The 25,540-nt window shown below is 59.6% G+C and carries 27 protein-coding genes; 22 read left to right on the forward strand and 5 right to left on the reverse strand.

Features of this window, described 5'->3' with window-relative positions; translation table 11 throughout:
* Window positions 1–333: 333 nt before the first annotated feature.
* Window positions 334–981 (reverse strand): GntR family transcriptional regulator, encoded by a 648-nt coding sequence (locus OA90_RS16465; RefSeq protein ID WP_068414218.1) that lies wholly within the window; start codon window positions 979–981, stop codon window positions 334–336.
* A 135-nt stretch (window positions 982–1,116) separates the two neighbouring features.
* Between OA90_RS16465 and dctP the strand changes: the two genes are divergently transcribed.
* From dctP to OA90_RS16505, 8 genes are all read left to right on the forward strand, one after another.
* A complete protein-coding gene (gene dctP / locus OA90_RS16470) occupies window positions 1,117–2,100 on the forward strand; it encodes a TRAP transporter substrate-binding protein DctP (RefSeq protein WP_068414221.1) in 984 nt (327 codons plus the stop codon).
* A 68-nt stretch (window positions 2,101–2,168) separates the two neighbouring features.
* Complete coding sequence (locus OA90_RS16475; protein ID WP_068414226.1) at window positions 2,169–2,702, forward strand: TRAP transporter small permease; 534 nt, start codon at window positions 2,169–2,171, stop codon at window positions 2,700–2,702.
* Complete coding sequence (locus OA90_RS16480; RefSeq protein WP_068414229.1) at window positions 2,702–4,018, forward strand: TRAP transporter large permease; 1,317 nt, start codon at window positions 2,702–2,704, stop codon at window positions 4,016–4,018. Before OA90_RS16475 ends, OA90_RS16480 begins: the two co-directional genes overlap by 1 nt.
* A gap of 33 nt (window positions 4,019–4,051) precedes the next feature.
* Window positions 4,052–4,837 carry an Asp/Glu racemase gene (locus tag OA90_RS16485; RefSeq protein ID WP_068414233.1) on the forward strand — a complete coding sequence of 262 codons (786 nt, stop codon included), beginning with the start codon at window positions 4,052–4,054 and terminating at the stop codon, window positions 4,835–4,837.
* 25 nt (window positions 4,838–4,862) lie between these two features.
* Window positions 4,863–5,648, forward strand: coding sequence for an AraC family transcriptional regulator (locus OA90_RS16490; protein WP_082837095.1), 786 nt, complete (start codon window positions 4,863–4,865; stop codon window positions 5,646–5,648).
* Between the two features lie 96 nt (window positions 5,649–5,744).
* Window positions 5,745–6,278: a YbhB/YbcL family Raf kinase inhibitor-like protein gene (locus tag OA90_RS16495; RefSeq protein ID WP_068414241.1), complete on the forward strand. Its 534-nt coding sequence runs from the start codon at window positions 5,745–5,747 to the stop codon at window positions 6,276–6,278.
* A gap of 334 nt (window positions 6,279–6,612) precedes the next feature.
* Window positions 6,613–7,449, forward strand: coding sequence for a carbon-nitrogen hydrolase family protein (locus OA90_RS16500; RefSeq protein WP_068414243.1), 837 nt, complete (start codon window positions 6,613–6,615; stop codon window positions 7,447–7,449).
* 54 nt (window positions 7,450–7,503) lie between these two features.
* A complete protein-coding gene (locus tag OA90_RS16505; protein WP_068414248.1) occupies window positions 7,504–7,920 on the forward strand; it encodes a VOC family protein in 417 nt (138 codons plus the stop codon).
* 223 nt (window positions 7,921–8,143) lie between these two features.
* Here the strand turns inward: OA90_RS16505 and OA90_RS16510 are convergent, their stop codons facing one another.
* From OA90_RS16510 to OA90_RS16525, 4 genes are all read right to left on the reverse strand, one after another.
* Window positions 8,144–8,842 carry a HupE/UreJ family protein gene (locus OA90_RS16510; protein ID WP_068414253.1) on the reverse strand — a complete coding sequence of 233 codons (699 nt, stop codon included), beginning with the start codon at window positions 8,840–8,842 and terminating at the stop codon, window positions 8,144–8,146.
* Between the two features lie 107 nt (window positions 8,843–8,949).
* Window positions 8,950–9,939 carry a membrane dipeptidase gene (locus tag OA90_RS16515; RefSeq protein ID WP_068414256.1) on the reverse strand — a complete coding sequence of 330 codons (990 nt, stop codon included), beginning with the start codon at window positions 9,937–9,939 and terminating at the stop codon, window positions 8,950–8,952.
* Window positions 9,940–9,964: 25 nt separating this feature from the next.
* Window positions 9,965–11,395, reverse strand: a complete 1,431-nt coding sequence (locus OA90_RS16520) for an NAD(P)/FAD-dependent oxidoreductase (protein WP_068414259.1) — start codon at window positions 11,393–11,395, stop codon at window positions 9,965–9,967.
* Between the two features lie 11 nt (window positions 11,396–11,406).
* Window positions 11,407–12,402, reverse strand: a complete 996-nt coding sequence (locus tag OA90_RS16525; RefSeq protein ID WP_279625822.1) for a LysR family transcriptional regulator — start codon at window positions 12,400–12,402, stop codon at window positions 11,407–11,409.
* 50 nt (window positions 12,403–12,452) lie between these two features.
* On the opposite strand from OA90_RS16525, the gene OA90_RS16530 reads away from it, so the two are divergent.
* The 14 genes from OA90_RS16530 (at window position 12,453) to OA90_RS16595 (ending at window position 25,510) form a co-directional block, all read left to right on the forward strand.
* Window positions 12,453–13,457 carry a TRAP transporter substrate-binding protein gene (locus OA90_RS16530; RefSeq protein WP_068414262.1) on the forward strand — a complete coding sequence of 335 codons (1,005 nt, stop codon included), beginning with the start codon at window positions 12,453–12,455 and terminating at the stop codon, window positions 13,455–13,457.
* Window positions 13,457–13,996, forward strand: coding sequence for a TRAP transporter small permease subunit (locus OA90_RS16535; RefSeq protein ID WP_068414265.1), 540 nt, complete (start codon window positions 13,457–13,459; stop codon window positions 13,994–13,996). The genes OA90_RS16530 and OA90_RS16535 overlap by 1 nt, the downstream gene beginning before the upstream one ends.
* Complete coding sequence (locus OA90_RS16540) at window positions 13,993–15,288, forward strand: TRAP transporter large permease (protein ID WP_068414270.1); 1,296 nt, start codon at window positions 13,993–13,995, stop codon at window positions 15,286–15,288. Before OA90_RS16535 ends, OA90_RS16540 begins: the two co-directional genes overlap by 4 nt.
* 67 nt (window positions 15,289–15,355) lie before the next feature.
* Complete coding sequence (locus OA90_RS16545) at window positions 15,356–15,838, forward strand: hypothetical protein (RefSeq protein WP_068414272.1); 483 nt, start codon at window positions 15,356–15,358, stop codon at window positions 15,836–15,838.
* Window positions 15,831–16,394: a peroxidase-related enzyme gene (locus OA90_RS16550; RefSeq protein WP_068414274.1), complete on the forward strand. Its 564-nt coding sequence runs from the start codon at window positions 15,831–15,833 to the stop codon at window positions 16,392–16,394. The genes OA90_RS16545 and OA90_RS16550 overlap by 8 nt, the downstream gene beginning before the upstream one ends.
* A 30-nt stretch (window positions 16,395–16,424) precedes the next feature.
* Window positions 16,425–16,799: a RidA family protein gene (locus tag OA90_RS16555; RefSeq protein ID WP_068414277.1), complete on the forward strand. Its 375-nt coding sequence runs from the start codon at window positions 16,425–16,427 to the stop codon at window positions 16,797–16,799.
* A 1-nt stretch (window position 16,800) separates the two neighbouring features.
* Window positions 16,801–17,922, forward strand: a complete 1,122-nt coding sequence (locus OA90_RS16560; RefSeq protein ID WP_068414281.1) for a PLP-dependent cysteine synthase family protein — start codon at window positions 16,801–16,803, stop codon at window positions 17,920–17,922.
* A gap of 192 nt (window positions 17,923–18,114) precedes the next feature.
* Window positions 18,115–19,065 (forward strand): LysR family transcriptional regulator, encoded by a 951-nt coding sequence (locus OA90_RS16565; protein ID WP_068414284.1) that lies wholly within the window; start codon window positions 18,115–18,117, stop codon window positions 19,063–19,065.
* Window positions 19,058–20,515, forward strand: coding sequence for an NAD(P)/FAD-dependent oxidoreductase (locus OA90_RS16570; RefSeq protein WP_068414291.1), 1,458 nt, complete (start codon window positions 19,058–19,060; stop codon window positions 20,513–20,515). The genes OA90_RS16565 and OA90_RS16570 overlap by 8 nt, the downstream gene beginning before the upstream one ends.
* Before the next feature lie 88 nt (window positions 20,516–20,603).
* On the forward strand, window positions 20,604–21,524 hold the full coding sequence (locus OA90_RS16575; protein WP_068414295.1) for an ABC transporter permease: 921 nt from the start codon (window positions 20,604–20,606) through the stop codon (window positions 21,522–21,524).
* 12 nt (window positions 21,525–21,536) lie between these two features.
* Window positions 21,537–22,394 carry an ABC transporter permease gene (locus tag OA90_RS16580; RefSeq protein ID WP_068414296.1) on the forward strand — a complete coding sequence of 286 codons (858 nt, stop codon included), beginning with the start codon at window positions 21,537–21,539 and terminating at the stop codon, window positions 22,392–22,394.
* A complete protein-coding gene (locus tag OA90_RS16585) occupies window positions 22,391–23,584 on the forward strand; it encodes a Xaa-Pro peptidase family protein (RefSeq protein WP_068414299.1) in 1,194 nt (397 codons plus the stop codon). Before OA90_RS16580 ends, OA90_RS16585 begins: the two co-directional genes overlap by 4 nt.
* A 1-nt stretch (window position 23,585) precedes the next feature.
* The gene (locus tag OA90_RS16590; protein WP_068414304.1) at window positions 23,586–24,605 is read left to right on the forward strand and encodes an ABC transporter ATP-binding protein; all 1,020 of its coding nucleotides are present in this window, start codon (window positions 23,586–23,588) and stop codon (window positions 24,603–24,605) included.
* On the forward strand, window positions 24,602–25,510 hold the full coding sequence (locus tag OA90_RS16595) for an ATP-binding cassette domain-containing protein (protein ID WP_068414308.1): 909 nt from the start codon (window positions 24,602–24,604) through the stop codon (window positions 25,508–25,510). The genes OA90_RS16590 and OA90_RS16595 overlap by 4 nt, the downstream gene beginning before the upstream one ends.
* The last annotated feature ends 30 nt before the right edge of the window (window positions 25,511–25,540 follow it).

Below are 25,540 nucleotides of genomic sequence, written 5' to 3' on the forward strand. Positions count from 1 at the left end.
ACGCTGGTCAATGTCAACGTTGGAAGGAAGACTGGCCGCGACACGCCCGAGCGCTGTCGGAGCCGCAATGTCTTTGATCACCATGTCGCAGCAAGAATTGAACCGGTTGGAAGCCGTACAAAGGATTCAAGCCGATTGAGTGTCGTCGACGCTGCCGGGGCAAGCTGCTGACCCTCATCCGGATAGACTGGTGTCCGCGGCCGGTGTGTTCGGTCCTCGCGAACTTTCGTACGCCTGACGGTACCCGAACCGCTTGACGAAAGCGGCCTGTCGCATTTTGGCTTTTGGATCGGCAAAGCAGATGCCCTCCGAAGGTTCAGTCCCGCCACATCGCTACTTGGCCTCGATTGCCTCGAGGATCAGTGGCAGGCGCTGGCCTTGCAGCATCATGTGGTCTCGCATCAACTCGTCGGCCCGAAGACGGTCATTGGCAAGGATTGCCTCCAATATCCGGGTATGTTCCTCGGTTGACGTTTGCAGGCGGCCGCGCATCCCGTACGGCAGTGCCCGGTATGGATTTATGTGCCCGGAAAGCTGTTCGATCTGTTCGATGAGACGATTGTTGCCCGCAGCCTGATGGATCGCATCATGGAATGCCAGGTTCGCCTTGGCATAGGCGTTCTGGTCATTGGCTTTGGCCGCCTCTTCACAGTCAGTCAGTCTTTCCTGCATCGCGTCTGCCTTTTGCGTCGTCAGGCGCTCCGCAGCCAATCTGCATGCCATGCCCTCCAGCTCCGCCGCGACTTCAAACAGGTCAATAATTTCCTTGGCCGATAGTGTGCGAACCAAAGCCCCCTTTCGCGGTTTTGTCTCCAAGAGACCGCAGTCGACCAGGGAGCGCACGGCTTCACGCACAGGGGTACGGGACACACCGAACCGTTCCGCCAACGCTGCTTCTTCCAGTTGATCGCCTGGACGCAAAGCACCGGACCGGATGTCGTTTCGCAAAGTCTCGATGAGTTGGTCAGCAACGCGAGCCATCTTCAATCCCCTGATTTGAAACCCTTTTTAGCTCGCAATACACACACTGTCCATACATATGTTGACAATTGTTATTTTTATATCTCTTATATGTATACATATGTCTTATTTATGTACCCACTGGAGGAGAGTGACATGAAAAAATATCTGCTTACATTCGCGGCGACGGCCGGTCTGCTATCCGCGCAAGCTGCCCATGCCACGGAACTTCGGCTGTCTCATCAATGGTCGACCAAAGATGTCAGGCACGCCGTTGCCGAAATCGTCGCCAACGAGGTCGCGGCCGCAGACGTCGACCTGAACATCAAGATCTTTCCGTCAAAGTCCTTGTTCAAACCGCGCGAACAGTACCGTCCGTTGAGCCGCGGTCAGCTCGACATGACCGTGTTCCCGCTCAGCTATGCCGGTGGCCAGCAACCAGCCTTCAACCTCACCCTGATGCCCGGACTGGTAAAGAACCACGATCATGCGTCCCGGCTTTCCAAGTCGCCGTTCATGGCCGCGCTGGAGGCCAAGATGGCCGAAGACGACGTCATGGTTCTTGTTCACGGCTATCTGGCAGGCGGTTTTGTCGGCAAGAACAAGTGCATCACAAAGCCGGCGGATGTGGAGGGTCTGCAAACACGGGCGGCTGGAAAGTCCTTTGAAGAAATGCTTGTGGGCGCCGGGGCTTCCATTGCCTCCATGGCTTCATCCGAGATTTACAGCGCCATGCAAACCGGCGTGCTCGACGCGGCGAACACCTCGTCGTCGTCGTTCGTATCCTACCGCATCTTCGAACAGGTTGCGTGCTACACACCGGCCGGCGACGTCGCGCTCTGGTTCTTGTACCAACCGTTGTTGATGAACAAGACCGCGTTCGAACGCCTGTCGCAGGCGCAGCAGGACGCCCTTCTGGCGGCTGCCGCCAAGGCGGAAACCTATTATCTGGAAGAAGCCAAGAAGCAGGACGCGCTCTCCGTCGAGGTCTTCAGGAAAGCCGGCGTGGAAATTGCCGAGATGTCGCCGCAGGACTTCGCCGCCTGGCAGACCCTGGCGACGGAAACCTCCTACAAATCCTTCGTCGCGAGCGTCCCCGACGGGCAGGAGCTCCTCGATATGGCGCTCTCCGTGGAGTGATGGGCCAGTGCGGGCGCGGGTGTTCCGCCCTCGCCCGCACCACTTTCGAAATTTTAGGAGATGTCTCCATGGAAACCACCATGCCCGCTCACCCGGTCAAACCGCGCATGTTCCAGCAAGCCGTTTGCTGGATCTCGGAAGTCTCCGGCTGGACAGCAGCTGCGATGATTCTTGGCGCCGTGTTTCTGACGTGCCAGATGATCTTTGTCAGGTTCGTCCTCAACGCCTCGACCGTCTGGCAAACCGAGGTCGTCGTTTATCTGATGGTCAGCGCCACACTTGTCGGACTGGCCTTCGTCCAGAAACACAAGGGCCACGTCAACGTGGACCTTCTGAAGCTGTCGCTGAGCCAGAAGGCTGGCCGATGTCTCGATATCGTGACCCATTCCGCCGCTATCCTGGTGATCGCTGTCTGTCTCTTCTACGGCTACGAGTTCTGGCATCTCGCGCAATCGCGCGGCTGGACATCCGACACCGTCACAGCCGTCCCTCTCTGGATCCCCTATCTGGCTTTGCCTGTCGGACTGGGCCTCATGCTGCTGCAATTGATTGCTGATTTTCTGGACGTTCTGTCCGCCGCACACACCGTGGAGGAAACGTGATGGATCCGCTTGTCCTTGGCACGATCATTGGTCTGGCAACGATCTTCGTTCTGTTTTCGGGAATTTCCGTAGCAGTTGGCCTGCTGCTTGTGTCTGCCGTGTTTCTCCTCACGTTCGACGGCCTGCGGTCATTGGAACTCATGCCTGAAATCCTCTTTGGAAAGCTCGACAGCTTCGCACTTCTTTCGATCCCCATGTTCATCATCATGGGGGCATCGATTGCCTCGACCCGGGCCGGTGCGGATCTCTACGAAGCCCTTGAGCGATGGTTGACCCGGGTGCCGGGCGGCCTGGTGGTCTCCAATCTTGGTGCCTGTGCCCTCTTTTCGGCGATGTCCGGATCGAGCCCGGCAACCTGCGCAGCCATTGGAAAGATGGGCATTCCGGAGATGCGCAAACGCGGTTATTCCGAAGAAATCGCCACCGGCTCCATTGCCGCCGGCGGGACCCTCGGGATTCTCATCCCGCCCTCCATCACCATGATCGTCTACGGCATTGCGACCGAGACCTCGATCGGCCGCCTGTTTCTGGCCGGTGTCGTACCCGGGTTGTTACTGGTTGGCCTCTTCATGGCCTGGTCGATCTATGCCACATGGGTGTCCGGTGAACGGGCTGGCCTGGGTCGCGTCACCTACAGCTGGCGCCAGCGATTTGAAATCATACCCCGGGTTCTGCCGTTTATCGCGATCATCATCGGCGTGCTCTACGCCATGTACGGCGGTGTCGCGACCCCTTCGGAAACTGCGGCCGTCGGCGCTCTGCTGTGCCTGTTGGTATCGATGATCGTCTACAAGCTGGAGCGGCCTTCGGCGCTCTGGTCGGTCCTGCGCGACAGCACCAGGGAAAGCGTGATGATCCTGTTCATCATCGCGGCGGCCGGGGTATTTTCCTACATGCTGTCCAGCCTGTTCATCACCCAGGCGATTGCCGCGTGGATCAGCGAACTGGAGGTCAACCGCTGGGTTCTGTTGGGTGCAATCAACATGTTCCTGATCGTTGCAGGCTTCTTTCTTCCGCCTGTTGCCGTGATCCTGATGACAGCGCCGATCCTTCTGCCGGTCATCACCGGTGCCGGATTCGATCCGATCTGGTTCGCCGTTGTCCTGACCATCAACATGGAGATCGGTCTGATCTCACCGCCGGTGGGACTGAACCTTTACGTGATCAACGGCATCGCACCGGACATCTCGCTGCGCAAGATTCTGCTGGGCTCCCTGCCCTTCGTGGGATGCATGCTGATCGCCATTGTCCTTTTGTGTCTGTTTCCCGGTCTCGCCACCTGGTTACCCAACTTCGTGATGGGCCCCGCGCTTTAAGCGCCGCCCCCCCTTGAAAATAGGAGGTATGTTATGTCTCGCGCATACAGTACTCGCCGTATCGGTCTTATCGTCCCGAGTTCCAATGTCACCATGGAAACCGAAATCCCGGCGCTTTTGAAGGCTCGAGAAGCCATCCTGCCCGATCGGTTCACGTTCCACTCCTCGCGCATGCGAATGAAGGCGGTGGTCAAGGAAGAGCTGGAGGCGATGGATGCCGACAGCCTCCGCTGCGCCACCGAACTCTCGGACGCTGCCGTCGACGTCCAGACTTATGCGTGTCTTGTGGCAATCATGTCGATGGGTCTCGGCTATCATCGGACCTCGTCTGAAAAACTCCATCGGGCAACGGTTGACAATGGATGCCCAACACCGGTTCTGAACTCCGCCGGGGCTTTGGTGGACAGCCTGAAAGAGATGGGGTTCAAGAATGTCTCCATCATTTGTCCCTACATGAAACCGCTGACGAAGCTGGTTGTCGACTACATCGAGCATGAAGGCGTCGAAGTTCAGGATTTTCTCGCACTCGAGATTGCGGACAACCTGGAGGTCGCCTCCCAGAATCCGGCGGCACCGGCTGAACTTTGGCGCAAGCTGGATGTCAGGGGCGTTGACGCCATTGTCGCTTCAGCCTGTGTGCAAATGCCTTCTCTTCCGGCGATTGAAATGATTGAGCGTGCCTCAGGCCTGCCGACGGTGTCGGCAGCAGTCGCGACGACCCGCAAAATCCTTCAAAGCCTTGAGCTGACAGAAGTGGCACCGGGCGGTGGAGCCCTTTTGTCCGGTGGGCAACTTGCGAGGCTGCCAAAGGTTGCCTGATCTTGTCCCGATGGCAGAACCGGAGATGAAACCTGACGAGGTCGCGATCTACCAGATCACGCAGGCAACGACCGCGACCTTTGCGGATCTCTATCTTCGTCAAACGTTCCTGTTTTTTGTCGAAAGCGGATCAAAAAAGGTCGTTGGTCCCACGCAGGACCTGATCGGCCACGAAGGAGACCTGTTGGTTTTTCCGGCAGGCTCCATCGTTACGATGGAAAACCGGACGGTGTTGGACCGCACCTATCGCGCACTGGGTGTCGCTTACCCGGACTCTTCGATTGCACGGATCTTCGACGATTGTCCTGCGGCGAAAGCCGCTGATCACGTTCAGGTTTTGAAAGCTGATCCCTTTCGCCCCCTGGACCTTGTGCCAATCATTCACGAAACGCGCGACCACCCTTCCTTACCGATGGTGCTTCGTGAACACCGGCTTCTGGAACCGCTCATATGGTTACGGGAAAACGGCGTCCACCTTGCACCGGGGCAGACGGAAACGCCGATGGGCAGAGTCCGCCGTCTGATCGAACAAGACCTCAGCCATCCCTGGCGGGCTTCTGACGTGGCCCGACAGATGGCAATGAGCGAGGCCACATTGCGGCGCTGGCTCGGCACGACAGGTCAGGGGTTCTCGAAAATCCTGATGAACACGAGACTGGAGCACGGCTTGAGCCTCCTTCAAACCACGGATCGTCCGATCTCGACCATCGCATTCGATTGTGGCTTCAAGACGCCGTCACATTTCTCGGACGCCTTCCGCAAGCGTTTCGCCATTGCCCCCAAACAGATCCGTGTCACGGCAAAAAAGTGATCGTTTCCCGACACTCTCTGAGCGCCACCCGGAAGCAGCAGAACCTGCTGGCAACTATGTTCAGATCATCGAAGCCACATATGAAAGGAATGCCAGATGCTTCTGAAAACGCTTTTTTCTTCGGCAGTTATCCTCGGTGCGCTCGCATCAACCGCTGCTGCCGAAACGTTTCGTCTGACCAGCACATCGATTGCGGAAGGGCAGCATATGGACGCTGCGCACGTGTTCCAGGGTTTCGGCTGTGAAGGTGGCAATCAAGCCCCGGACCTGGCCTGGTCAGGCGCACCCGAGGGCACCAGGAGTTTTGCCGTCACCGCTTACGATCCGGATGCGCCGACCGGTTCGGGCTGGTGGCACTGGTTCGCCTTCAATATCCCGGCCGATATCACCGAACTGCCCGCAGGCGAAGCTATCCCGGATGGCGCCATCGAGCTGGCCAACGACTATGGATCCATTGGCTTCGGCGGCGCTTGCCCCCCGCCGGGTGAGGTACACCGCTATCAGTTCACCGTTCATGCACTCGGCACAGTGCTGGAAATCGACGATGGCGTCAGCAATGCCCTGGCCGGGTATATGGTCAACGCGAACAGTCTTGCCACCGCATCGATCACGGCGGTGTACACGCGTTAGCTCCAACACCTAGCACGCAGTCTGCAGTCATGACCTCGGCCGCCCGAACGTTTGATCGCAAAGGGCGACCGGGGATTTGTCGTGACAGCCTTCACTATTTGGTGCTGCTTTGTTGATTGGTTGCCCCCATTGATTGCGGGAATTCATGTCTTGCAAGGCGCTGCCGGGGTTACTTACGACACCGGAAATTCTCATTAACAGGACGGCAGAAGTCGTTAGAGGCATACTCTAGCCACCCTGCCCCGTGGCAACTTCCAGGCTATGGTTGCATTTACGTTGGAAATCACAGCGGTAAATCAGCAAAGTACGGGCCAGAGAATTAGGGAGCAGATCATTGAAAATTGCGGCGGCTCAAACCGTTGTTTCGGACGACCTGTCTGCAAATGCAGCGGAAATCAAGCAAGTGCTGCTGCACTCTGCCCGGCAGGGAGTCCAGCTGGTAAATTTCTGTGAAGGCGCACTTTCAGGTTATTCAAAGGCACAGATCAGTTCGCCGGACTGCTGGGCGTCGTTTGACTGGACGGCCCAGGAGACCGAATTGCGGCGGATTGCGGATCTTTGCCGCGAACTGAGAGTATTCGCTGTCGTGGGAGGTGCGCACAAGCTCTCGACCGATTCATGTCCCCACAACAGTCTATATATTTTCTCGGATTCTGGAGACTTGCTCACCAGGTACGATAAGCGCTTCCTATCGAACTCCGAAATCAACGGCTGGTACACGCCCGGTGTTGACCCGACCATTTTCGACGTCGACGGATATCGGTTCGGTTGCGCACTCTGCATAGAATCGCAGTTCCCGGAAGTCTTCATGGAATACGAACAACTCGGCGCGGACGCGGTTCTTTTCGGTTCGTATGGCATTCCGGAACACTTTCAGATTGCACTGAGGGCACACGCGGGTCTGAACTGCTTTTGGATCAGCGCCGCAACACCCGCGCAGGAAGCACACAAAGGTCCCGCCGGAATTGTTGGGCCCGACGGCGTATGGTCCTCACGAAGCCTGGTATCCGCAACGTCCTGTTTTTCCATGGCTGTTCTGGACCGTAATGATCCTGCTTATGAAATCCCGCTCCAGAAAGCCCGCCCATGGCGGGCAAAGGCCCGTCTCGGTAGCATCTATCAGGAAAAAACGGTTATGGATGAACGGAGCCAAAACAAAAGCGCCTACTGAGACCGCATTTCTCCCGACCGGTAGGTGTGTCATCGAATACAAGGAACACACGGCATGATCGCCTATGTCACTGTCGGCGCTGATGACATCCCTCGCGCGAAACGATTCTACTCGGCATTCCTGCCGGCCCTTGAATACCAGCTGGAGGAAGGGCCTGAGGGCCTGAGCTACACGCTGCCGGAACAACCGGGCCAGTCTGTCGCTCTGCCGGATTTCTACGTTAAACCACCCTTCGATGGACATCCGGCCTCGGCTGGAAACGGTACAATGATCGCATTCGAGGCCAGGGATCAAAAGCGGGTTCGTGACCTGCACTCGGCCGCGCTCGCGGCTGGTGGCTTTGACGAGGGCCAGCCCGGCTTCCGTGACGCGTATGGACCTCGTTTTTATGTTGGCTACCTTAGAGACCCTCAAGGCAACAAGATCGCTCTGTTCTCCAGCAATCCGGAAGACCCCGGAAGAGAGGATTAACGCTGGCTAGACGGGCTGCGACATCGCTTTGTTCCAGGGATTGCTCCACAAATGCTAGTTTACGGAGTCCGATGGAAGCGCGGTTGTCGACGGTTTTTGCTGCTCCCGGGATAAAAGTCATTCGCTCTGAAGCATGACGTCGGCGCAGATGCAGGAGGTACGGTTTCCAGCTCCAGGTCACCGTTTTTTTGATCTGCAACAGGTGGTGTCGGTACTCTGGAGGTCAAAAGCCGGACAACCTGTCAAAGACCCAAAACGCAGATATGCCTCCGATTGGATAGATGCCAGTCACCCGGAAGATGCCCTGAAGAGGAAAGCTGTCAAAGACAAAAACAGCAAGGCGTTTGGCGGCGAACCCGGCGCACAATACCGTGCCGACAAACAGCAGCTGGCCAATCTCGACGCCCAGGTCAAAGGACAGGAGGGCAAGTGGCACTTCGGATTGCGGCAGGCCTATCTCACGCAGTGCGCTGGCAAAACCGAACCCGTGCAGCAAGCCGAAAACAAACGATAAAATCCAGGGCTTGCGCTCGGACAAGCGCTCTTGGCCCTCTTCACTTTGCAGCAACTCAGATGCGAAAAACACGATAGAAAGAGCAATTACGGCCTCTACCGGCGGTCCGGGCAGCGTCACCCAGCCAAATGTTGCGGCGGCCATCGTGAGGCTGTGAGCGACCGTAAAGGCCGTGATCGCCCCGATCAACTTGCGTCGTCCGGAAATCAGCAGCAGCAGCGCAAAGACAAACAGCAGATGATCGGCACCGGCCAGGATATGCTCCACACCCAAGGGCAGATAGCTTTTAACAACGCTGAATGTGGAGACGCCATGGACACAGGTCTCCTGGACCAGACCTGTCAGTGTTTTTTGAACCGAGCGATTACGGTTCGAGAAAAGGCAGGATACAGGAGCGCGCGCAGGCAAGATTTACCTGCTTCCACTTTGACGAAGCCCGATTGCCTTATCGCTGCATCAGGCAACTGAAAACCCACTGAGTAGGGCCTGGTGATGCAACAACAGGCCCACGCCACTCACCCCCAGGTCTGATCGAAAAGCCGCATCCAGTTGCCACCCAGGATCTTGACTATACGATCCTCACTCCAGCCCCGCCGCTGCATTTCCGCAGTTAGATTGCCGAATTCACGACTGTGACGAATACCCTCCGGCTTCGAAATCTTGGCAGAGCCGAAGTCGGCCAGGATGCGGCCGGTACCCTTGTCCTTGTTGGCCCATATCAGCCAGGGTCCGGGACGCGAGCGATTGTGATTGAAGTCCGTGCCGATGGCGACGTGATCCTCGCCTACAAGATCAAGCGTATGTTCCAGGGCATCTACCACATCCGCAACCGTCGCGTTGTTGCCATTTGCCAACCCCGGGGCAAATAGCGAAGTGCCGATCACGCCTCCCTTGGCGGCACAGGCCTGAAAGACCTCGTCTGGCTTGTTGCGCGGCACGTCGAAAAGTGCACTTGGCAGGCAATGGGTGATTGCGACCGGCTTGCGGGAATACTCGATGGTGTCCAGCGAAGTCTGAATGCCCACGTGGCTCAAGTCGATCAGGATGCCGCTTTCGTCCATGGCGTCCACAGCCTCGCGGCCAAAACCGGTCAGGCCGCTGTCTTTCGCTTCCAGATACCCGGCGCCAAAGAAGTTCTGGGTATTGTAGGTAAGCTGCATGATGTTCACGCCGAGATCCTTGAACAGCGCGAAATAATCAAGCCGGTCCTCGATGGGCGAGGTGTTTTGCCACCCCATGATAATCCCCACCTTACCCTCTGCCTTGGCCCGCCGGATGTCGTCGGTCGTACGGATGGCCATGGCGATATCGACGTTTTCCGCCAGTTTCTCGCGCCACATGGAGATATATTCCATGCCCCCCCTGAAGTTCTCCCACAACACGGAAGAGGCATTGATAGCGCTGACGCCGCCTTGCTGCGCATCAAGCAGCAGTTCGCGATTGAAGTCCGAGCATTGCAGCGCGTCGATAACAATCGAGCCTGCATGAAGGTCGTTGGAAGTCATGAGTAAAACCTTGTTGGAAGAGGTCTCAGGCGGTCACGCTGAGCTGGGTGGCGGGCCAGATGTCAGGTGAGAAATCAGGGGTGTCATAGGACTCGAACCGGTCGAGATGGAAGCCCGCATCCTCGGCAAAAAACGAGCGTACCAGTCCGGTCGCCAGGCGCCGGGCGCCCTCTGTTGCAGACGGAATTCCCGAGGTAACCTTGCCGTGGCTCGGCACCGCCGCATAGGCAAAACAGCTAAGCCGCGCCAACGCCGGACAGGCGTTTGGTGTGCGTTCCGCAAAGGTGAAATCCGGGTTGAGGTGCGGATGGGCGGCCAGGTCCGGGTTCTGCGCGGCCTTCCCTGCCCCGACCACATCGCCCCAGGTACGCCAATGCGGCGACAGTTGCGACAGTTCAGGCCGATCCTGCAAAGAGATGCCGAAGCCCGTTGCGAAAATCGCCACATCGGCCTCGAGACGAACGTCCGGCGTGTGCACACAAAGACCGTTCTTCCCGTGCGACATGGCCTGGATCGGCGCGCCGAGATGCAGATGGGCATTGCCGTGACGGGCGACACGCGCGACCGAGTGGGCCGGCGGGGGCACGGGAAACCGGCCTCCCAGGTTCATCAGGTCCCATTTCTGAGAGTCCTCGAGTGCCACGTAGCCGACCGTCATGCCGCGCGATCCCGTGCCTGTGAATTTGTCGATGGCCGGTAAGGTGGGGCGGCGCACCAGCAGATCGAGACGCGCGCATCCGGCCTCCAGAGCAGCGGCGGCGTTGTCCATGGCAGACGCCCCGGCTCCCACCACGATCACCCGTTTGCCCTTGAGACGGTCGATGTCAAAGACATCCGCGGAATGATAGACAGTGCCCTCGGGCAGTCCCTGTGCGACCCTCGGCAGTTTCGGAGCGCCCAGGGCGTCAAGTCCCGTCGCCAGTATCACCCGGCGTGCCCAGATGTCGCCGGCGCTGGTGCGCAGGTGGAAAAACGATCCTTCAGGCGAAATCTCGGTGACATCGCAATCGTTCAGCACATCCGGCCGGGTCATTTTGCGATACCAGTTCAGGTAATCCATCCACATGGTGCGGGGCGCCAGCGTCATGTCGTCCCAGGCCGCCGTCCCCCATTGCGCCACGAACCAGGCCCTGAACGTCAGCGCGGGTATTCCCAGGGCCAGACCGGCAGCTTCCTTGATCGTGCGCAGTGTTTCCATGCGCGCAAAGGTGATCCAGGGGCCTTCTCGTCCAGCCGGTGCACGGTCAAGAAGGCGCACATTGGTAATGCCTTCCATCTCCAGGGCGGCATGCGCCACAAGACCGCAAAGCCCGGCCCCCACAATGGCAACATCCAGAACGGGTTCGCCCGTCGGCCCCTTGGTGACGGGCATCCAGGGTTTTGGGGGCAGGTTCAATAACGTGCGTTGGCGGGCGTAGTCGGCTTCCAACTCCGCCAGACTTGTCGGCTCTGTCATGGAGCAACTCCCTACGAAGATTGATGAATATCTGCGAGCACCGCATCGCCCCCGGCGCTTGTCACGACGCAGTCGGGCACCGTGGCGACACAGGCCCGGCGAAAGGCATCGACAAAGGCGCTCAGATGCCGCGACAAAGCACGATCAGCATCGCTCAAAAGCTCCCAGACATAGGGTATCCGGGTTTCCAGCGGGACGATTTTCACGCCCGCCACAGGCACGCCATAGGCGGTAACAGGGTCGACGATGGCGACCCCGAGACCGGAACGCGCCGCCATGACCGCATTCAACGAAGTGTTGGTCGCAAATTCGGAAGGTGGACTGATGTCGAGTTTCTGAAAGGCCTGGTCGATGGCATGACGGATCCGGAAGGCGTTGCCCACCGTGATCAAACGCCGTTCGGCAAAGACCGACAACGACAGAGGGTCCGGGGAACTGGCAAGTGGCCAGTTCTCCGCAACAACCCCCACCAGGCGCGATTCACAGACCACGTGCCGCACCATGCCGGCATGATCGATCGGATTGGCTGCAATGCCGAAGTCCGCCGTGCGGCTGCGCAGCGCCCTGATCACATACTCCGCATTCATGGTTTGGACATTCACCTGGTGGGGCAAATCCTCCGCCAGCATCATCAGCGCCGGCCCGGAAAGGCCCGCGGCCATTGTCGGCGTCGCTGCAATGTCGATGGACGCGACCTTTTCCGTACGGATGGCCTCCGCGCGTTGTCCGATCTGGCGCAGACCTGCAACGACGCGCTGGACTTCCTCGTGAAATCGCAGGCCACGATCGGTCGGGGATATGCGCGGACCGTTGCGATGAAAGAGCTGAAAGCCGACAGCGACCTCCAGTTCCTTGATCATGCGGGTTACCGCAGGCTGGCCAACACCGAGATAAGCGGCGGCCTTGGTCATGGATCCGCAAGACATCGCAGCCAAAAAGGCTTCCAGTGCCTTGAGGTCGAACTTTTTATTATTTACTATTGACATCATGTACGTATCATCATGCATAATCGAGATAATAACAAGCCCAAAAAGCAACAACCGACCGGAGTTCTCACATGTTTCATTTCCCCCGCCTCGCCGCTGCGGTGGCCCTCATGGCCACAACCACCCTTCCTGTCGCCGCCGAAACATGGCGCCTGAGCTCCATGGTGGCTCCCGACAGCATTGAAGGGCAGGCCTATGAAGTTCTGGCCGAGAAAGTGGCCGAATATTCGAACGGCGATCTGACAATCAGGATCTTCCCGAACTCTCAGATCGGGAAAATGGATGCCGTGATCGAACAGCTCAGCGCTGGCGTGATCCAGCTTGCTCCCTCAGCCATGACATTCCTGGCGCGTTGGGAAGAAAACATCCGCTATTCCTCCGCGCCGTTCCTTTTTGACGACTATGAGCACTGGGCCGCATTCATCCGCGGGGACATGGTTCAAGGCTGGCTCAACGGCGTGACGGAAAACTCGGGCATTTCCGTCCTGGGCGATGCCCCCGCCTTCCCCCGCGGCTCGTTCCGCACCTTGCTGAGCGTGGAGCCCATCACCTCGGCCGAAGATCTCGTGGGACGCAAGATCCGCCAGTTCAACAGCCAGCTGGTGATCGATGCCTGGTCGAACCTGGGGGCCGAGGTCATTGTACTGTCCTGGGGCGAAGTCTACGACGCGATCAACCGCAACATCGTGGATGCCGTCACCTCGCCGCTCGAACTCATTGAAACCACTCGGTTCTATGAAGTGGCCCCGAACATCATCCGCACCGATGAATATCCTCAGGCCATCGCTTTCCTGATGAACGACGAGGCCTTCCAGGCATTGTCCGACGAAAACAGGGACGCTCTGACAAGAGCCCACGCGGATGCGGCCGCCTTTGCCTGGGAGGCGATCTTCTCAGGTGCGGATGAAACTGTCGAGCGGATCAAGGCACTGGATGGCGTGACTTATTCCGACAGCTTCGACACCTCCGAAATACTGGCGAAGGCGGCAGAATTCTACGCTGCTCGCGAAGCGTCCGGTGAACTGCCGGCGGGCCTGATGGGCGCCGTGGAAGCTGCCCGGAAAAGCGCGCAATAATGCGAAGAGTTCTCTCCCTGGCCGGAACAGGTCTGGACGCAATCGCGGTGGTTTTCAAAGCCGCGATTGCCCTTCTGTTGCTCGTCATGCTGACCATCAACATCATCAACATCCTCAGCCGTTCGCTGCTGAACGATGCGTATGACTGGGTGTTTCACTGGACCATGCTGATGTTCATCTGGATGATCTGCCTGGGCGTTTACGTCTACATGCGTGAAAACCGCGATGTGGTCGTGGACCTGATCGCCGCGCGCATGCCGTTGGCAATCCGCCGCGCACTGGCGATCTTTGCCGACATGACTGGCCTGCTGTTCATGTACATGGTCCTGTCGCCCGCGCTGGAGCTCACCGCGATGCAGACAGGCCACATGGAAACGATCGCACTGCCCATCTACGTTTCCAGCCTGCCGCTATTCGTTTCCGCACTGTTCCTTGTCGTGCACTTCTGCTTGCATGCGCTGCACGTCCTGACCGGTGAGATCATTCCCTATCCGCGTACGACACCGCGCGACCTGCTAGAGTCTGGACAGTCAAAATGACCCTCGGATTTGTGGTAATCGGATGCTTCATGCTGCTCATGATGCTCGGCGTGCCGGTGACGATCGCCATCGGCGCCGGCACGGTTGCGGGCCTGTTCTGGGCCAACTTGATGGACTTCTCCCTCGTTTTCCCGCAGCAAATCATCGAAGGCGCGAGCAAGCCTGCCCTGCTCGCCATTCCGTTCTTCATCCTTGCGGGCAACTTGATGAATGCCGTCGGCATGACCGACAAGATCTTCAACTTCGCTCTCGCCCTGATCGGCAGTGTGCGCGCGGGCCTGGCCTATGTGAATGTCGTCGCCTCGCTTATTTTCGCCGGCGTCTCGGGTGCGGCGACCGCCGATATCGCGGGTTTGGGCCAGATCGAAGTGCGCGCCATGCGCAAACGCGGCTATTCTCATGAGTTCGCCGCAGCCTTGACCGTGGCCACTTCTCTGGTCGGTCCCATCGTGCCGCCCTCTATCAGCCTGATCGTCTACGCCTGGCTGGCCAATGAATCCGTTGCACGCCTGTTCCTGGCCGGGATCGTGCCGGGGGTTCTGGTGGCCGCCTCCTTCATCGCCTACATCCGCGTGATGTGCGTGTTCCAGGAGATGCCGCGCGAGGAGCCAAGAAGCATGGCCTCCATCAAGCACGCGGTCCTCCAGGGTATTCCCGCCCTTGTTGCCCCCGCCATAATCCTGGGTGCGATAATTTTCGGCTTCGCCACAGCGACAGAAGCCGGTGTGATCGCCTGCGTCTATACCCTGCTCGTAGGATTGGCCTATCGCGTCCTGACTTTCGATATGCTGTGGAACTCGCTCAAGGAAAGCGCGCTTCTGTCGGCGCTTATCATGATGATCATCGGTGCGTCACAGACCATGGGCTGGCTCTTCGCCTTCGAGCAGGTTCCCCAGGCCTTTGCAACCGGATTTCTGGATGCGATCGACAGCCGCGCCCTGTTCCTTGTCTTCGTGGTGGTCCTGCTGATCGTGATCGGCTGCTTCATGGAAGCGACACCGGCCAAGATCATTCTTCTGCCGCTCCTGCTGCCCGCCGCGGATGCCTTTGGCATCGACCGCGTGCAATTCGGCATGATCATCACTCTGGCCCTGTTGATCGGGATCGCCACGCCGCCCATGGGCGTCGGCCTTTATCTGATGTCCGCCGTGTCCGGAGTGAAATTCGAGCGCCTGTCCATAGCGGTTCTGCCTCTGCTGATTCCGCCCTTGGTGGCGCTCATTCTGATTACGGCGTTCCCGATCATCACCTTGTGGCTGCCCGATCTGGTGATGGGGCCTGCAAATCGCTGACCCCGTCGTTGTTGCCCCGGGATCCAAACCGGACACCCAACCGAATAAGGCTACCGAAAGTCTCTATATGACCGCGAAAGACGCCATCAACACCGCCCTTGGAGTGTCCTCCGGGGACGCAATGTATCAGCTCAGAGCCCGCAGACCGGTCTTTGTAAGCGGCGCAGAGGCCTGCCGCGCGGCCGTTTTGCACCCTGAAGACGATCTTGATCTGTCCCCGGATCTGCGCCATGCGGTTGCCCATCGGGCGGCAGCCTTCGGCGCAAATGCCGCCTTCCTGGCTGGCTATCCTGCCCCGGACGCCCCCGAGTTCCAGGATCTGGCTGAGGGTGGCCTGCCGTCAGATCCGGGCCTCGCGGCCCTGGCGCGCCACACGGACATGATCGCTGCGACACCCGCCAAGGCCTCGGAAGCCCATCTGCAGGATCTTTTGTCCGCGGGATTTTCCGTGTCCCAGATCATCGCCCTGTCAGAGCTCCTGGCGCAGGTGTGTTTCGAGATGCGCGTCGTGCACGGGCTCTCGCTGTTGAGGAATAACGCCAATGCGTGATGCGATCGCCCGGATCAAGATCAAGCCCCTGTCCTGGACACCCTATCTGCCGCCGGTCGAGATCGCGGACGCCACCGAGCGCCAATTGGCCGCAATGAAGGTTACGCCCTCGGCCAAGAAGGTGTCGCCCTATGTGCGCACGCTCGTGCACGACCCGGACAGCTACGTGGCGCGCACTGAATTGTTTAACGCCATCATGTATGCTGAAGGCGGCTTGCCCCGCCAGGATCGCGAACTCGGCGCACTCGGCGCCTCCCTGGTCAATGGCTGTATGTATTGTGCCAACGTGCATGCGCGCCAGCACGCCAAACTGTCGGGCCCCTGCGCCACTTCGGCACTTTACGCCGGGCGGCGGGATGCCCTGAGCACGCGGGACGCGGCGATCATGGACTTTGCCGAGGCGCTGACCATGACTCCACCCCGCGCCGATCAATCTCATATCGAGGCCCTGCGCTCGGAGGGTATGGACGACGGAGAGATTCAGGACCTTATTCATTCCATCGCCATTTTTGGCTGGGCCAACCGCCTCATGCATCCGCTTGGCCATTCAAGCTGAGCTGAACACTCACTTCAAAGGACTCCTCCCATGTCGCCTATCGACACGCCCAATGCTCCAGCCGCCATTGGCCCCTACAGTCAGGCCATGCGCGCCGGAGATCTGCTGTTTGTCTCCGGCCAATTGCCCATTGATCCCGCGACCGGCGAATTTGCCTCCGAGGATGCGGTCGGCCAGATGCGCCAGTGTCTCAAGAACATCGCGGCCATCGCCGAGGCTGCAGGGACCGATATCTCCAAAACCGTGAAAACCACGATCCTGCTCACCGATCTTTCCGGTTTCGCCGAACTCAACGAGGAATATGGCAAGGCTTTCCAGGCGCCCTTCCCCGCGCGCGCCTGTTACGAGGTGGCCGCGTTGCCCAAGGGAGCACTGGTCGAAATCGAAGCCGTGATCGGATGTTGACATGAACTCGCACGCTGGTGATTGCCGCGACCTTTCTCCTCTGCCCGAATGCCCGGAACGCGATTGGGCCCGTCGTGCCATCGCACTGTTGCAGGGAGATGCACGGCGCTCGGCTGACACCCACCTGGTCAAACCGGTTTTTTCCGGTCTGGAAAGGATTTCCATCTATCTGAAGGATGAAAGCACCCATCCAACAGGCAGTCTCAAACACCGCCTTGCGCGCTCGCTGGTGCTTTACGGCATCTGCAATGGTCAGATCATGGAAGGCACCACCCTGGTCGAGGCTTCCTCGGGATCGACCGCCGTTTCGGAAGCCTATTTTGCCCGGCTCCTGAACCTGCCCTTCATAGCCGTCATGCCACGCAGCACCTCGCGCCAGAAAATCTCGGATATCGAGGGCATGGGCGGCAGATGTCATTTCGTCGAGTCCTCCGGCGAGGTCTATGCGGCCGCGCAAGCCATCGCCGAAGAGACAAACGGACATTATCTCGACCAGTTCACCTTTGCCGAACGCGCCACGGATTGGCGCGGCAACAACAACATCGCCGAAAGCATTTTCGCGCAGATGGAACACGAAGAGCATCCCGTCCCTGACTGGGTCGTCATGAGCGCGGGGACCGGCGGCACCTCGGCGACGCTCGGGCGCTACATTCGCTACAAGAACCTGAAAACCCGGCTTTGCGTGGTCGACGTGGAGTATTCCGCCTTCTTCGATTGCTACAAGACCGGGGATAGGAACGTGACTTGCGGCAAGGGCTCCCGCATCGAGGGCATCGGCCGCCCCCGCGTCGAGCCATCCTTCATGCCGAACGTGGTTGACCACATGATCCGCATTCCGGACGTCGCCTCGATCGCGGCAATGCAGGTGCTCTCCAGCCGTCTCTTTCGCAAGGTTGGCGGCTCCACAGGCACCAACTTTTTCGGTACCTGCTGGATCGCCTCGCATATGCGCGAGGCGGGCCGTGAAGGGTCGCTGGTTTCCATCATTTGCGACAGTGGAGAACGCTACTCCGAGACCTATTACAACAACGACTGGCTGGCGGAACAAGGTTTCGATCCGGCTCCATGGAAAGCCGCCATAGAGGCATTTCTGGATGGCGGTGCGCTGATTCTGCCCGAGTAGCCAGCTGAGACCCGGACACTAGAAACAGAAAGCCCTCGCTTCATGCATGCGTGCCTCGCGCGGACGGTATGAAGCGAGGGCGCTTTGTTTCAATGCCTTAAAACCCGGCACATGCAGCAGAATTTGCCTGAATTTTCCCATTATGCGAAAAATGGATTGATTTATCCTTTCAATTCATTTTTGATATAATGCATGAATCAGAAAGACTTCATCACTTTCCTCAAAGTCGCGGAAACCAGCTCGGTCACGCTGGCCGCTGATATTCTTGGACGATCACAGCCATCCGTGACGCGTTGCATCCAGGATCTGGAGAAAACTCTTGGCTTTGCATTGTTCGAGCGGGTCGGGCGGCGTATTTCGCTGACCACCGAGGGGATCGCATTCGAAGAAGAAGCGCGGCGCATGCTCGCGATGTTCGAGGATCTGCCCACCCGCACCAGGGCCCGCGCCGGCCAGATGGAGATCCCGCTGTCTATTTCGGCCACCTCGGCGCTTGGCACCGGTCTCCTGCCGCACGCGATTGAACGCTGGCCCAAGGCGAAACGCCCGAAAGACATCCAGTTGATGCTCGCCGCACCGAATGCTGTCGCTCAGGATTTGCGCAGTGGCAACGCACGGATAGGCTTCGCCTCCCTGCCGCTCGATGTGCCCGGAGTCACGGCCGAGCGGGTTTTCAGCGCCCCGCTTGTGGTCGCCATGCCTGAAAGCCGCGCAGCACAGTTTCCTGCCATTCTGCCGGTGTCCCTGACCGAGGCGGTCGGAGACACCCTCGTGACAATGCTCGATCAGACGCGACTTCAGGGCCGGATCCAACAAGCCCTGGACACAGCGGGTGTTCGCCCTGAGCGCGTGGTCAAGGCCAACTCCTCCATCGCAGCCCTGCAATTCGTTAGCCTGCTTGGCGCCACGGCTGTCGTGGAACCGATCACTGCCTATGGCGCTACCCCGCCCGGGGTCATCCTGCGCCCGCTGGCGGAGAATATTGAGTTCTCCTTCGGCTTCTTCATGGCAGGCAACGCTGCAGAAGATCGTGAAATGCAGGTGTTTTTCGATATTTGCGAAGCCACGCTCGGCACATTGATCCCGCAGGTCCGCCGCCTTGATACGACCCTCTCCTCCAAGACAAAGACTGACTATGACTGAGTACTCCGCCGGCCTAGAGGCGCTTGAAAACCGTATTGCCAAAGACCTGACTTTGCTGGAACTGCCGGCAAAACCCTGGGTGCCAAAACGCATAGAGCGGGAACAGGCGGTCATTGACGTCATTTTTGTCGGGGCGGGAATGTGCGGTCTTGCCGGGGCTGCCAGGCTCAAACTCTCCGGTGTGGACAATATCGCCCTGTTCGATGCCGCCCCCGCGGGCAAGGAAGGGCCATGGGAAACCTTTGCCCGCATGCAGACGCTGCGCTCTCCCAAGACGCTGGCGGGACCGTGCCTTGGCATTCCGTCCCTGACGTTCCGCGCCTTTTTCGAAGCGCGATGGGGCGAAGGCGCCTTTGAACGGATGGACAAAATCCCCAAGGGCATCTGGATGGACTATCTGCGCTGGTATCGAAAGGTGCTTGCGCTGCCGGTCACCAATGACACCCGCGTAACACAAGTCGCCGCGGCCCGGGATGGACTGATCGCTGTCACGCTGGAACACGATTCCCGCAGCCGTGTGGAATATTGCCGCCATCTGGTTCTGGCCACCGGCCGGTCCGGTTTGGGCGGAGGCGCCACGCCGGCATTCCTGCAGGGGATCGACCGCAAGTTCTGGGCCCACAGTGCCGATCACATCGATTTCGCGACATTGAAGGGCAAGAAGGTGGTTGTCATTGGCGCGGGCGCTTCCGCCATGGACAACGCCGCCACAGCCCTTGAAGCCGGCGCGGGCGCGCTCGAAATGCTGATCCGCCGCAAGGACATGCCACGGATCAACAAGATGACGGGCATCGGAAGCCAGGGCGTGGTGCACGGCATGCGATACTTGCCGGACCGCTGGAAGTATCGTTTCAACGACTACGTCAACAGCCAGCAGGTGCCTCCTCCCAGCAGTTCCACCCGGCGTGTCACGCAACACAAGAATGCCCGCATCTTCCTGGGCTGCCCTGTCGAGAGCGTTACGCAACAGGGGGATCGTCTGGTGCTGACAACACCTGTGGCAAAGTTCGACGCCGATTTCGTGATTGCCGCGACCGGATTTCGCAACGACTTCATCGGTCGCGACGAATTTTCCGATTTCGCTCCCCACATCCGCACCTGGAAAGACGGCATATTCGAGCCCTCGATGGGAACGCCGCGCCCCTTCATGCTCGATGCGCCTTATCTCGGCGATGCTTTCCAGTTCCTGGAAAAGGAAGAAGGCAGCTGCCCCATGCTTGAGAAAATTCACTGCTTCAACGATGCCGCGATGCTCAGCCATGGCAAGCTGTCCGGAGATATCCCGGCAATTTCCGCCGGTGCGGATCGGTTGACGCGCGGCATTGCCGCAAAGCTGTTCGCCGAGGATGTCGAGACGCATTTCGCAGGGCTGCAAGCCTACGACGTCCCCGAACTGCGCGGCGATGAATGGGTCGATGCGACGCCGAGCCTGCTGGAGACAGCGAAATGAACCTCCTTCTCCTTCTCCTTGACGCCTCCGCCGGAACTCTTGCGACACATTGGGACAGGCCGCATGCGGCGCTGAAGCGGTCCTCTCCATGATCGGCTTTTTCCTCCGCCGTCTTGGCGAATCCATGCTTGCGATCTGGGGCGTTGTTACCATCGTGTTCTTCGTCACACGGGTGCTGGGCGATCCGGCGGCCCTGCTCCTGCCTATTGGCGCAAGTGCTGCCGACATCGAGGCCCTGCGCGATCAACTCGGCCTCAACCAGCCGCTGATGGTGCAATACTTCCACTTCGTGACCAGCGCCTTGCAGGGAGATTTCGGCACGTCCTTCCAACATGGCCGTGATGCCATGGACGTGGTGCTGGAACGTCTCCCCGCCACGGCCACATTGGCCTTGACCGCAATAGCCCTAGGCCTGGTGATCGGCGCCGTGGCAGGGTCTGTCGCCGCACTCAAACGTGGCAGCGCCGTAGAACTATTGGTCATGGCCGTTGCGCTCCTGGGTCAGGCGACGCCGGTGTTCTGGCTCGGAATCATGCTGATCCTGTGCTTCGCGGTCAATCTGGGCTGGCTGCCTACGGGCGGCTACGGCACGATCTGGCACCTCATCTTGCCGGCCGTGACCCTGGCTGTTTTCGTATCGGCTTCAATAGCGCGCCTTTTGCGCTCTTCGATGCTCGATATCCTGCAAGAGGATTATATCCGGACGGCCAAGGCCAAGGGCCTCTTGCGTTCGACAGTCTTCTTTTGGCACGTGGCGCGCAACGCCTTGATCCCGGTGGTCACAATGACCGCGATCCTTACGGGCGAGCTCCTGGGCGGGTCCGTGGTGACAGAAACGGTCTTCGCCTGGCCGGGCATCGGACGTCTCATCATTCAGGCCATCGAGGCCAAGGATTTTCCGATCATCCAGGCGGGTATCACGCTGATCGCCGCGATTTTCGTGCTCATCAATTTCCTCGTCGATCTACTATACGGGGTCCTCGACCCGCGTATCCGCAAGGCGCGCTGAAGGGACGATCGAATGAAACACTTCCTCACAGACCTCTATAGATCCAAGGCGGGCCTCGTCGGGGCGGTGCTGATCATGGTCATCGTTCTGGTGTCCCTGCTGGCGCCCGTTCTGGACCTCCCGGACCCCACCCGAGGCGATCTGCGCGCACGGTTGGTAGGACCGACCTGGACGGGCCTATTCACCCCGGGCGCGCATCCCTTGGGCACCGATGAGGTGGGACGCGATATCCTGTCACGACTGATCAATGGCTCGCGCATTACCCTGCTGGTCGCCACAACGGCGGTTGTTCTGGGCGGTATCGTGGGAACGATCCTGGGTATATTGGCGGGCTACAAAGGTGGCCTGGTTGACCGGATTTTGATGCGGCTGGTCGATATCCAGCTGGCCGTACCGCTGATGTTGCTGGCACTTCTGGTGGTTGCGGCGCTCGGCCCCTCTTTGCGCAACGTGGTGCTGGTATTGGCGCTGACTTCCTGGATCCGTTACGCGCGCATCATCCGCGCTCAGGTTCTGAGCCTGAGGGAGCGCGAATTCGTACAATCCGCGCATGCAATCGGCGCCTCTACTTTGCGCATCATGTTTCTGCACATCCTGCCGAATGTCTTGACCCCCGCCCTGGTGGTGGGAACGCTGGAACTGGCGCGGGTGATCATCATGGATTCCGCCTTGTCCTTCCTGGGCCTGGGCGTACAGCCGCCCACCCCTTCCTGGGGACGGATGCTGGCCGATGGCCGCGTCTACATTTCCTCCGCGTGGTGGGCCGTGACTTTCCCCGGCCTCGCGATCGTCCTGACAGTTCTGTCCGTAAACCTCTTTGGCGACTGGTTGCGCGACTACTTTGATCCAAAAACACGGAGCGCCAAATGAGCCAAGATCCGCACACCCCTCGCCCCCGCATCGCCCGCCTGAAGTCCGCGATGGCTGACCAGGGCATCGACGTGCTGGTCTCGTTCAAGCCGGAACACACGTTCTACATGTCGGGTTTCAATCCGATCCTGTATTCGCACCCCGTTGTCATGATCTTGCCCGCGTCGGGCGAGCCGACCTTGCTGGTGCATGCCTTGCGCGATGCACACGGCCGGGACGAGGGCTTTGTCAGCGATATTCGCGCCTATGGAGTCTGGTCAACCACCAAGACCATGGGGCCCAGGTGGCAAGACGCCCTGGCCGAGATCCTGGCCGAGAAAGGCCTGAAGCAGGGCCGGGTCGGACTGGAAGCGGATGCCACTCCCATGGCGCGTTGGCAAACCGTGGCCGAACTGATGCCCCGGGCCGAACTGGTCGACAGCTCGAAGCTGATCGATCGCTGTCGTATCATCAAGGACCCAGACGAGATCGCCCATGCGCGCATCGCGGCGGATCTGGCGGATCGCGGCATGGACGCGGCCATCGCTGCGCTGGCGGGCGGCGGCACGGAGCGCGACGCGCACAATGCCTCGCTTATGGCGATGAACAACCACTGGGCCAAGCATCTTCCTGACAGTGTCGAGGTCGCGGATTTCGGTGGTCTGGAGGGCGGCATGGTCAATGGTCTGGCCACCTGGGTCCTGTCCGGGCCGCGCATGTTCCGCAACTGCGACAACTCCATTGTGCGCAAACCCGAACCGGGCGAGCTCTGTGCGATTTTCATCTGGGCCGTGGCCAACGGCATTCACGCCGAAAACGAACGCACCGTCGCGATAGGAACGCCCCCGGAGCCCCATCGGCGCGCGCTCGAGACGATCCTGGCCATCCGCGATGAGATCACGCCGGTGATGAAACCGGGCACCCCCCTTGCGGATCTCTACCACATCACAAAACGCGGCCTCACCGATACGGGCTATGCGCGCAATATACCGGGACGGATAGGCCATACGATCGGCATCGGTGCGCATGAGCATTTCTCGCTGGATGGCGTAACCGATGTGATCCTGGATCCGGGCATGATGTTCACGCTTGAACCCAACCTGCGCATTCCGGACCAAGGCGTCTCGACGCAGATCTCCGACACGATCCTGATCACCGAGACCGGACATGAATTCCTGACCAGGTCGCGTGGCGGCTATATCGAGGTGTGACATGACGGCCCTGTTGGACATCCGCAATCTCACGGTCGAATTCGACACCCCGGGCGGGACCGTCCAGGCTGTCAACGGATTGAGTTACCGTGTCGAGGAAGGGGAAACCCTCGGAATCGTGGGGGAATCTGGCTCGGGTAAATCGGTGCATATCCTGGCCCTGCTCGGTCTTCTGCCAACACCGCCGGCACGGATCGTTTCGGGCGAGGCGTGGTTCAACGGGCAAAATCTGATGACCCTGTCCGACCGCGCCCTGCGGGAAATTCGCGGCGGACAAATCGGAATGGTGTTTCAGGATCCGATGTCCTCGCTCAACCCGGTTCTGACCGTGGGACGCCAGTTGCGCGAGGTTCTGCAACGTCACACCGGCCTCAGGGGCCACGCCCTGAAGGCGCGCATGGTGGAACTGCTCGATATCGTCGGCATTCCGCACCCGGAGGCGCGCCTTTCACAATACCCGCACGAGTTTTCCGGCGGCATGCGCCAACGGGTCCTGATCGCTATCGGCATGGCTTGCAATCCGCGCCTCCTTATCGCTGACGAGGCCACAACTGCCCTGGATGTGACCGTGCAGGCACAGATTCTGGACCTTGTGCGAAAGCTCAAGGCGGACTTCGGCACCACTGTGATCTGGGTCACCCATGACATGGGCGTTGTGGCCGAATTGGCTGACACCGTCCAGGTGATGTACGGCGGGCGGATCATGGAACGCGGCCCGGTGCGCGCGGTCTTTCACGACCCGCGCTCGGCCTACACCTGGGGGCTGCTTAAATCCCTTCCCACCGAAGGCGCGCGTACCCAGAAGCGGCTGTACCAGATCCCCGGAAGCCCGCCCAACATGGCGAACATGCCCGCCGGCGACCCCTTTGCACCGCGCAATCCCTTTGCAACGGAGCGCTGCCACACCGAGGTCCCTCCCTTGCGCAATGTCGACGGATCACAAGACCACCAATTTGCCGCCTGGTACGACCTGCCCGCGCTTCTGGCGCGAGAGGCCGCGGATGCGGAGGCAAGCTCATGATCCCGGCTCCCCTTCTGGACGTTCAAAATCTGATGCGCAGCTTTGGCGGCGGCAAGAGCCTTCTGGGGCGTCCCAGGCCGGTGATCAACGCGATCAACGATGTGTCCTTTCAGGTTGCCGCCGGCGAGACGCTTGGACTTGTCGGCGAAAGCGGCTCGGGAAAATCGACCGTCGGACGGGCAGTGCTGCAACTGGACCCCGCGGATTCTGGCTCTGTCCGCTTTGCCGGCACAGAACTGACCATACTGGGACCGCAGCAGATGAAACCCTTTCGCCGCCGGATGCAAATGATCTTCCAGGATCCCTATTCGGCGCTCAATCCCCGCATGAAGGTCGGGCGGTTTGTGGCCGAACCGCTCGTGGTGCATGGGGTGGCCGGGGGATCGGCCCTGACGGATCGCGTGGCGGACCTGTTCAGACTCGTTGGGCTCGATCCCTCGTTCATGACCCGCTACCCGCATGAATTTTCGGGCGGACAGCGGCAAAGGATCAACATCGCCCGCGCCATCGCGCTGGAACCGGCCTTCATCGTCGCGGATGAGCCGATCACCGCGCTTGATGTGTCGATCCAGGCGCAGATCATCAACCTGTTTCAGGACCTGCAAGACCAGATGGGCCTGGCCTATCTCTTCATCGCGCACGATCTCAGCATGGTGCGCTACCTGTGCCAGCGGGTTGCCGTGATGTTACGGGGACGCATTGTCGAAATCGCGCCCACCGAGAACATCTTCTCCGACCCGCAACACCCCTACACCCGGTCGCTTCTGGCCGCGATCCCGGTGCCTGATCCGGATCGCAAACGGCCGGACCGCCCTCCCTTCGCCGTGTCGGAGAACATACCGCCACGCGAAGCCGGAATGATCGAGGTCTCACCCGGTCATTTCGTGCTCGAGCACAAAAAATAACAAGAGCTGAATGGCTCACCTTCCAATCCA

The organism is Labrenzia sp. OB1 (assembly GCF_001624695.1).
GTDB lineage: Bacteria > Pseudomonadota > Alphaproteobacteria > Rhizobiales > Stappiaceae > Roseibium.

Coding starts and splice junctions, on each gene's coding strand:
- OA90_RS16475 (WP_068414226.1), top strand. CDS start 2,169: ATGGAAACCACCATGCCCGCTCACCCGGTCAAACCGCGCATGTTCCAG.
- OA90_RS16540 (WP_068414270.1), top strand. CDS start 13,993: ATGACCCTCGGATTTGTGGTAATCGGATGCTTCATGCTGCTCATGATG.
- OA90_RS16465 (WP_068414218.1), bottom strand. CDS start 981: ATGGCTCGCGTTGCTGACCAACTCATCGAGACTTTGCGAAACGACATC.
- OA90_RS16480 (WP_068414229.1), top strand. CDS start 2,702: ATGGATCCGCTTGTCCTTGGCACGATCATTGGTCTGGCAACGATCTTC.
- OA90_RS16575 (WP_068414295.1), top strand. CDS start 20,604: ATGATCGGCTTTTTCCTCCGCCGTCTTGGCGAATCCATGCTTGCGATC.
- OA90_RS16495 (WP_068414241.1), top strand. CDS start 5,745: ATGCTTCTGAAAACGCTTTTTTCTTCGGCAGTTATCCTCGGTGCGCTC.
- dctP (WP_068414221.1), top strand. CDS start 1,117: ATGAAAAAATATCTGCTTACATTCGCGGCGACGGCCGGTCTGCTATCC.
- OA90_RS16530 (WP_068414262.1), top strand. CDS start 12,453: ATGTTTCATTTCCCCCGCCTCGCCGCTGCGGTGGCCCTCATGGCCACA.
- OA90_RS16545 (WP_068414272.1), top strand. CDS start 15,356: ATGACCGCGAAAGACGCCATCAACACCGCCCTTGGAGTGTCCTCCGGG.
- OA90_RS16525 (WP_279625822.1), bottom strand. CDS start 12,402: ATGCATGATGATACGTACATGATGTCAATAGTAAATAATAAAAAGTTC.
- OA90_RS16565 (WP_068414284.1), top strand. CDS start 18,115: ATGAATCAGAAAGACTTCATCACTTTCCTCAAAGTCGCGGAAACCAGC.
- OA90_RS16570 (WP_068414291.1), top strand. CDS start 19,058: ATGACTGAGTACTCCGCCGGCCTAGAGGCGCTTGAAAACCGTATTGCC.
- OA90_RS16490 (WP_082837095.1), top strand. CDS start 4,863: ATGAAACCTGACGAGGTCGCGATCTACCAGATCACGCAGGCAACGACC.
- OA90_RS16520 (WP_068414259.1), bottom strand. CDS start 11,395: ATGACAGAGCCGACAAGTCTGGCGGAGTTGGAAGCCGACTACGCCCGC.
- OA90_RS16505 (WP_068414248.1), top strand. CDS start 7,504: ATGATCGCCTATGTCACTGTCGGCGCTGATGACATCCCTCGCGCGAAA.
- OA90_RS16585 (WP_068414299.1), top strand. CDS start 22,391: ATGAGCCAAGATCCGCACACCCCTCGCCCCCGCATCGCCCGCCTGAAG.
- OA90_RS16580 (WP_068414296.1), top strand. CDS start 21,537: ATGAAACACTTCCTCACAGACCTCTATAGATCCAAGGCGGGCCTCGTC.
- OA90_RS16560 (WP_068414281.1), top strand. CDS start 16,801: ATGAACTCGCACGCTGGTGATTGCCGCGACCTTTCTCCTCTGCCCGAA.
- OA90_RS16550 (WP_068414274.1), top strand. CDS start 15,831: ATGCGTGATGCGATCGCCCGGATCAAGATCAAGCCCCTGTCCTGGACA.
- OA90_RS16515 (WP_068414256.1), bottom strand. CDS start 9,939: ATGACTTCCAACGACCTTCATGCAGGCTCGATTGTTATCGACGCGCTG.
- OA90_RS16555 (WP_068414277.1), top strand. CDS start 16,425: ATGTCGCCTATCGACACGCCCAATGCTCCAGCCGCCATTGGCCCCTAC.
- OA90_RS16485 (WP_068414233.1), top strand. CDS start 4,052: ATGTCTCGCGCATACAGTACTCGCCGTATCGGTCTTATCGTCCCGAGT.
- OA90_RS16595 (WP_068414308.1), top strand. CDS start 24,602: ATGATCCCGGCTCCCCTTCTGGACGTTCAAAATCTGATGCGCAGCTTT.
- OA90_RS16590 (WP_068414304.1), top strand. CDS start 23,586: ATGACGGCCCTGTTGGACATCCGCAATCTCACGGTCGAATTCGACACC.
- OA90_RS16535 (WP_068414265.1), top strand. CDS start 13,457: ATGCGAAGAGTTCTCTCCCTGGCCGGAACAGGTCTGGACGCAATCGCG.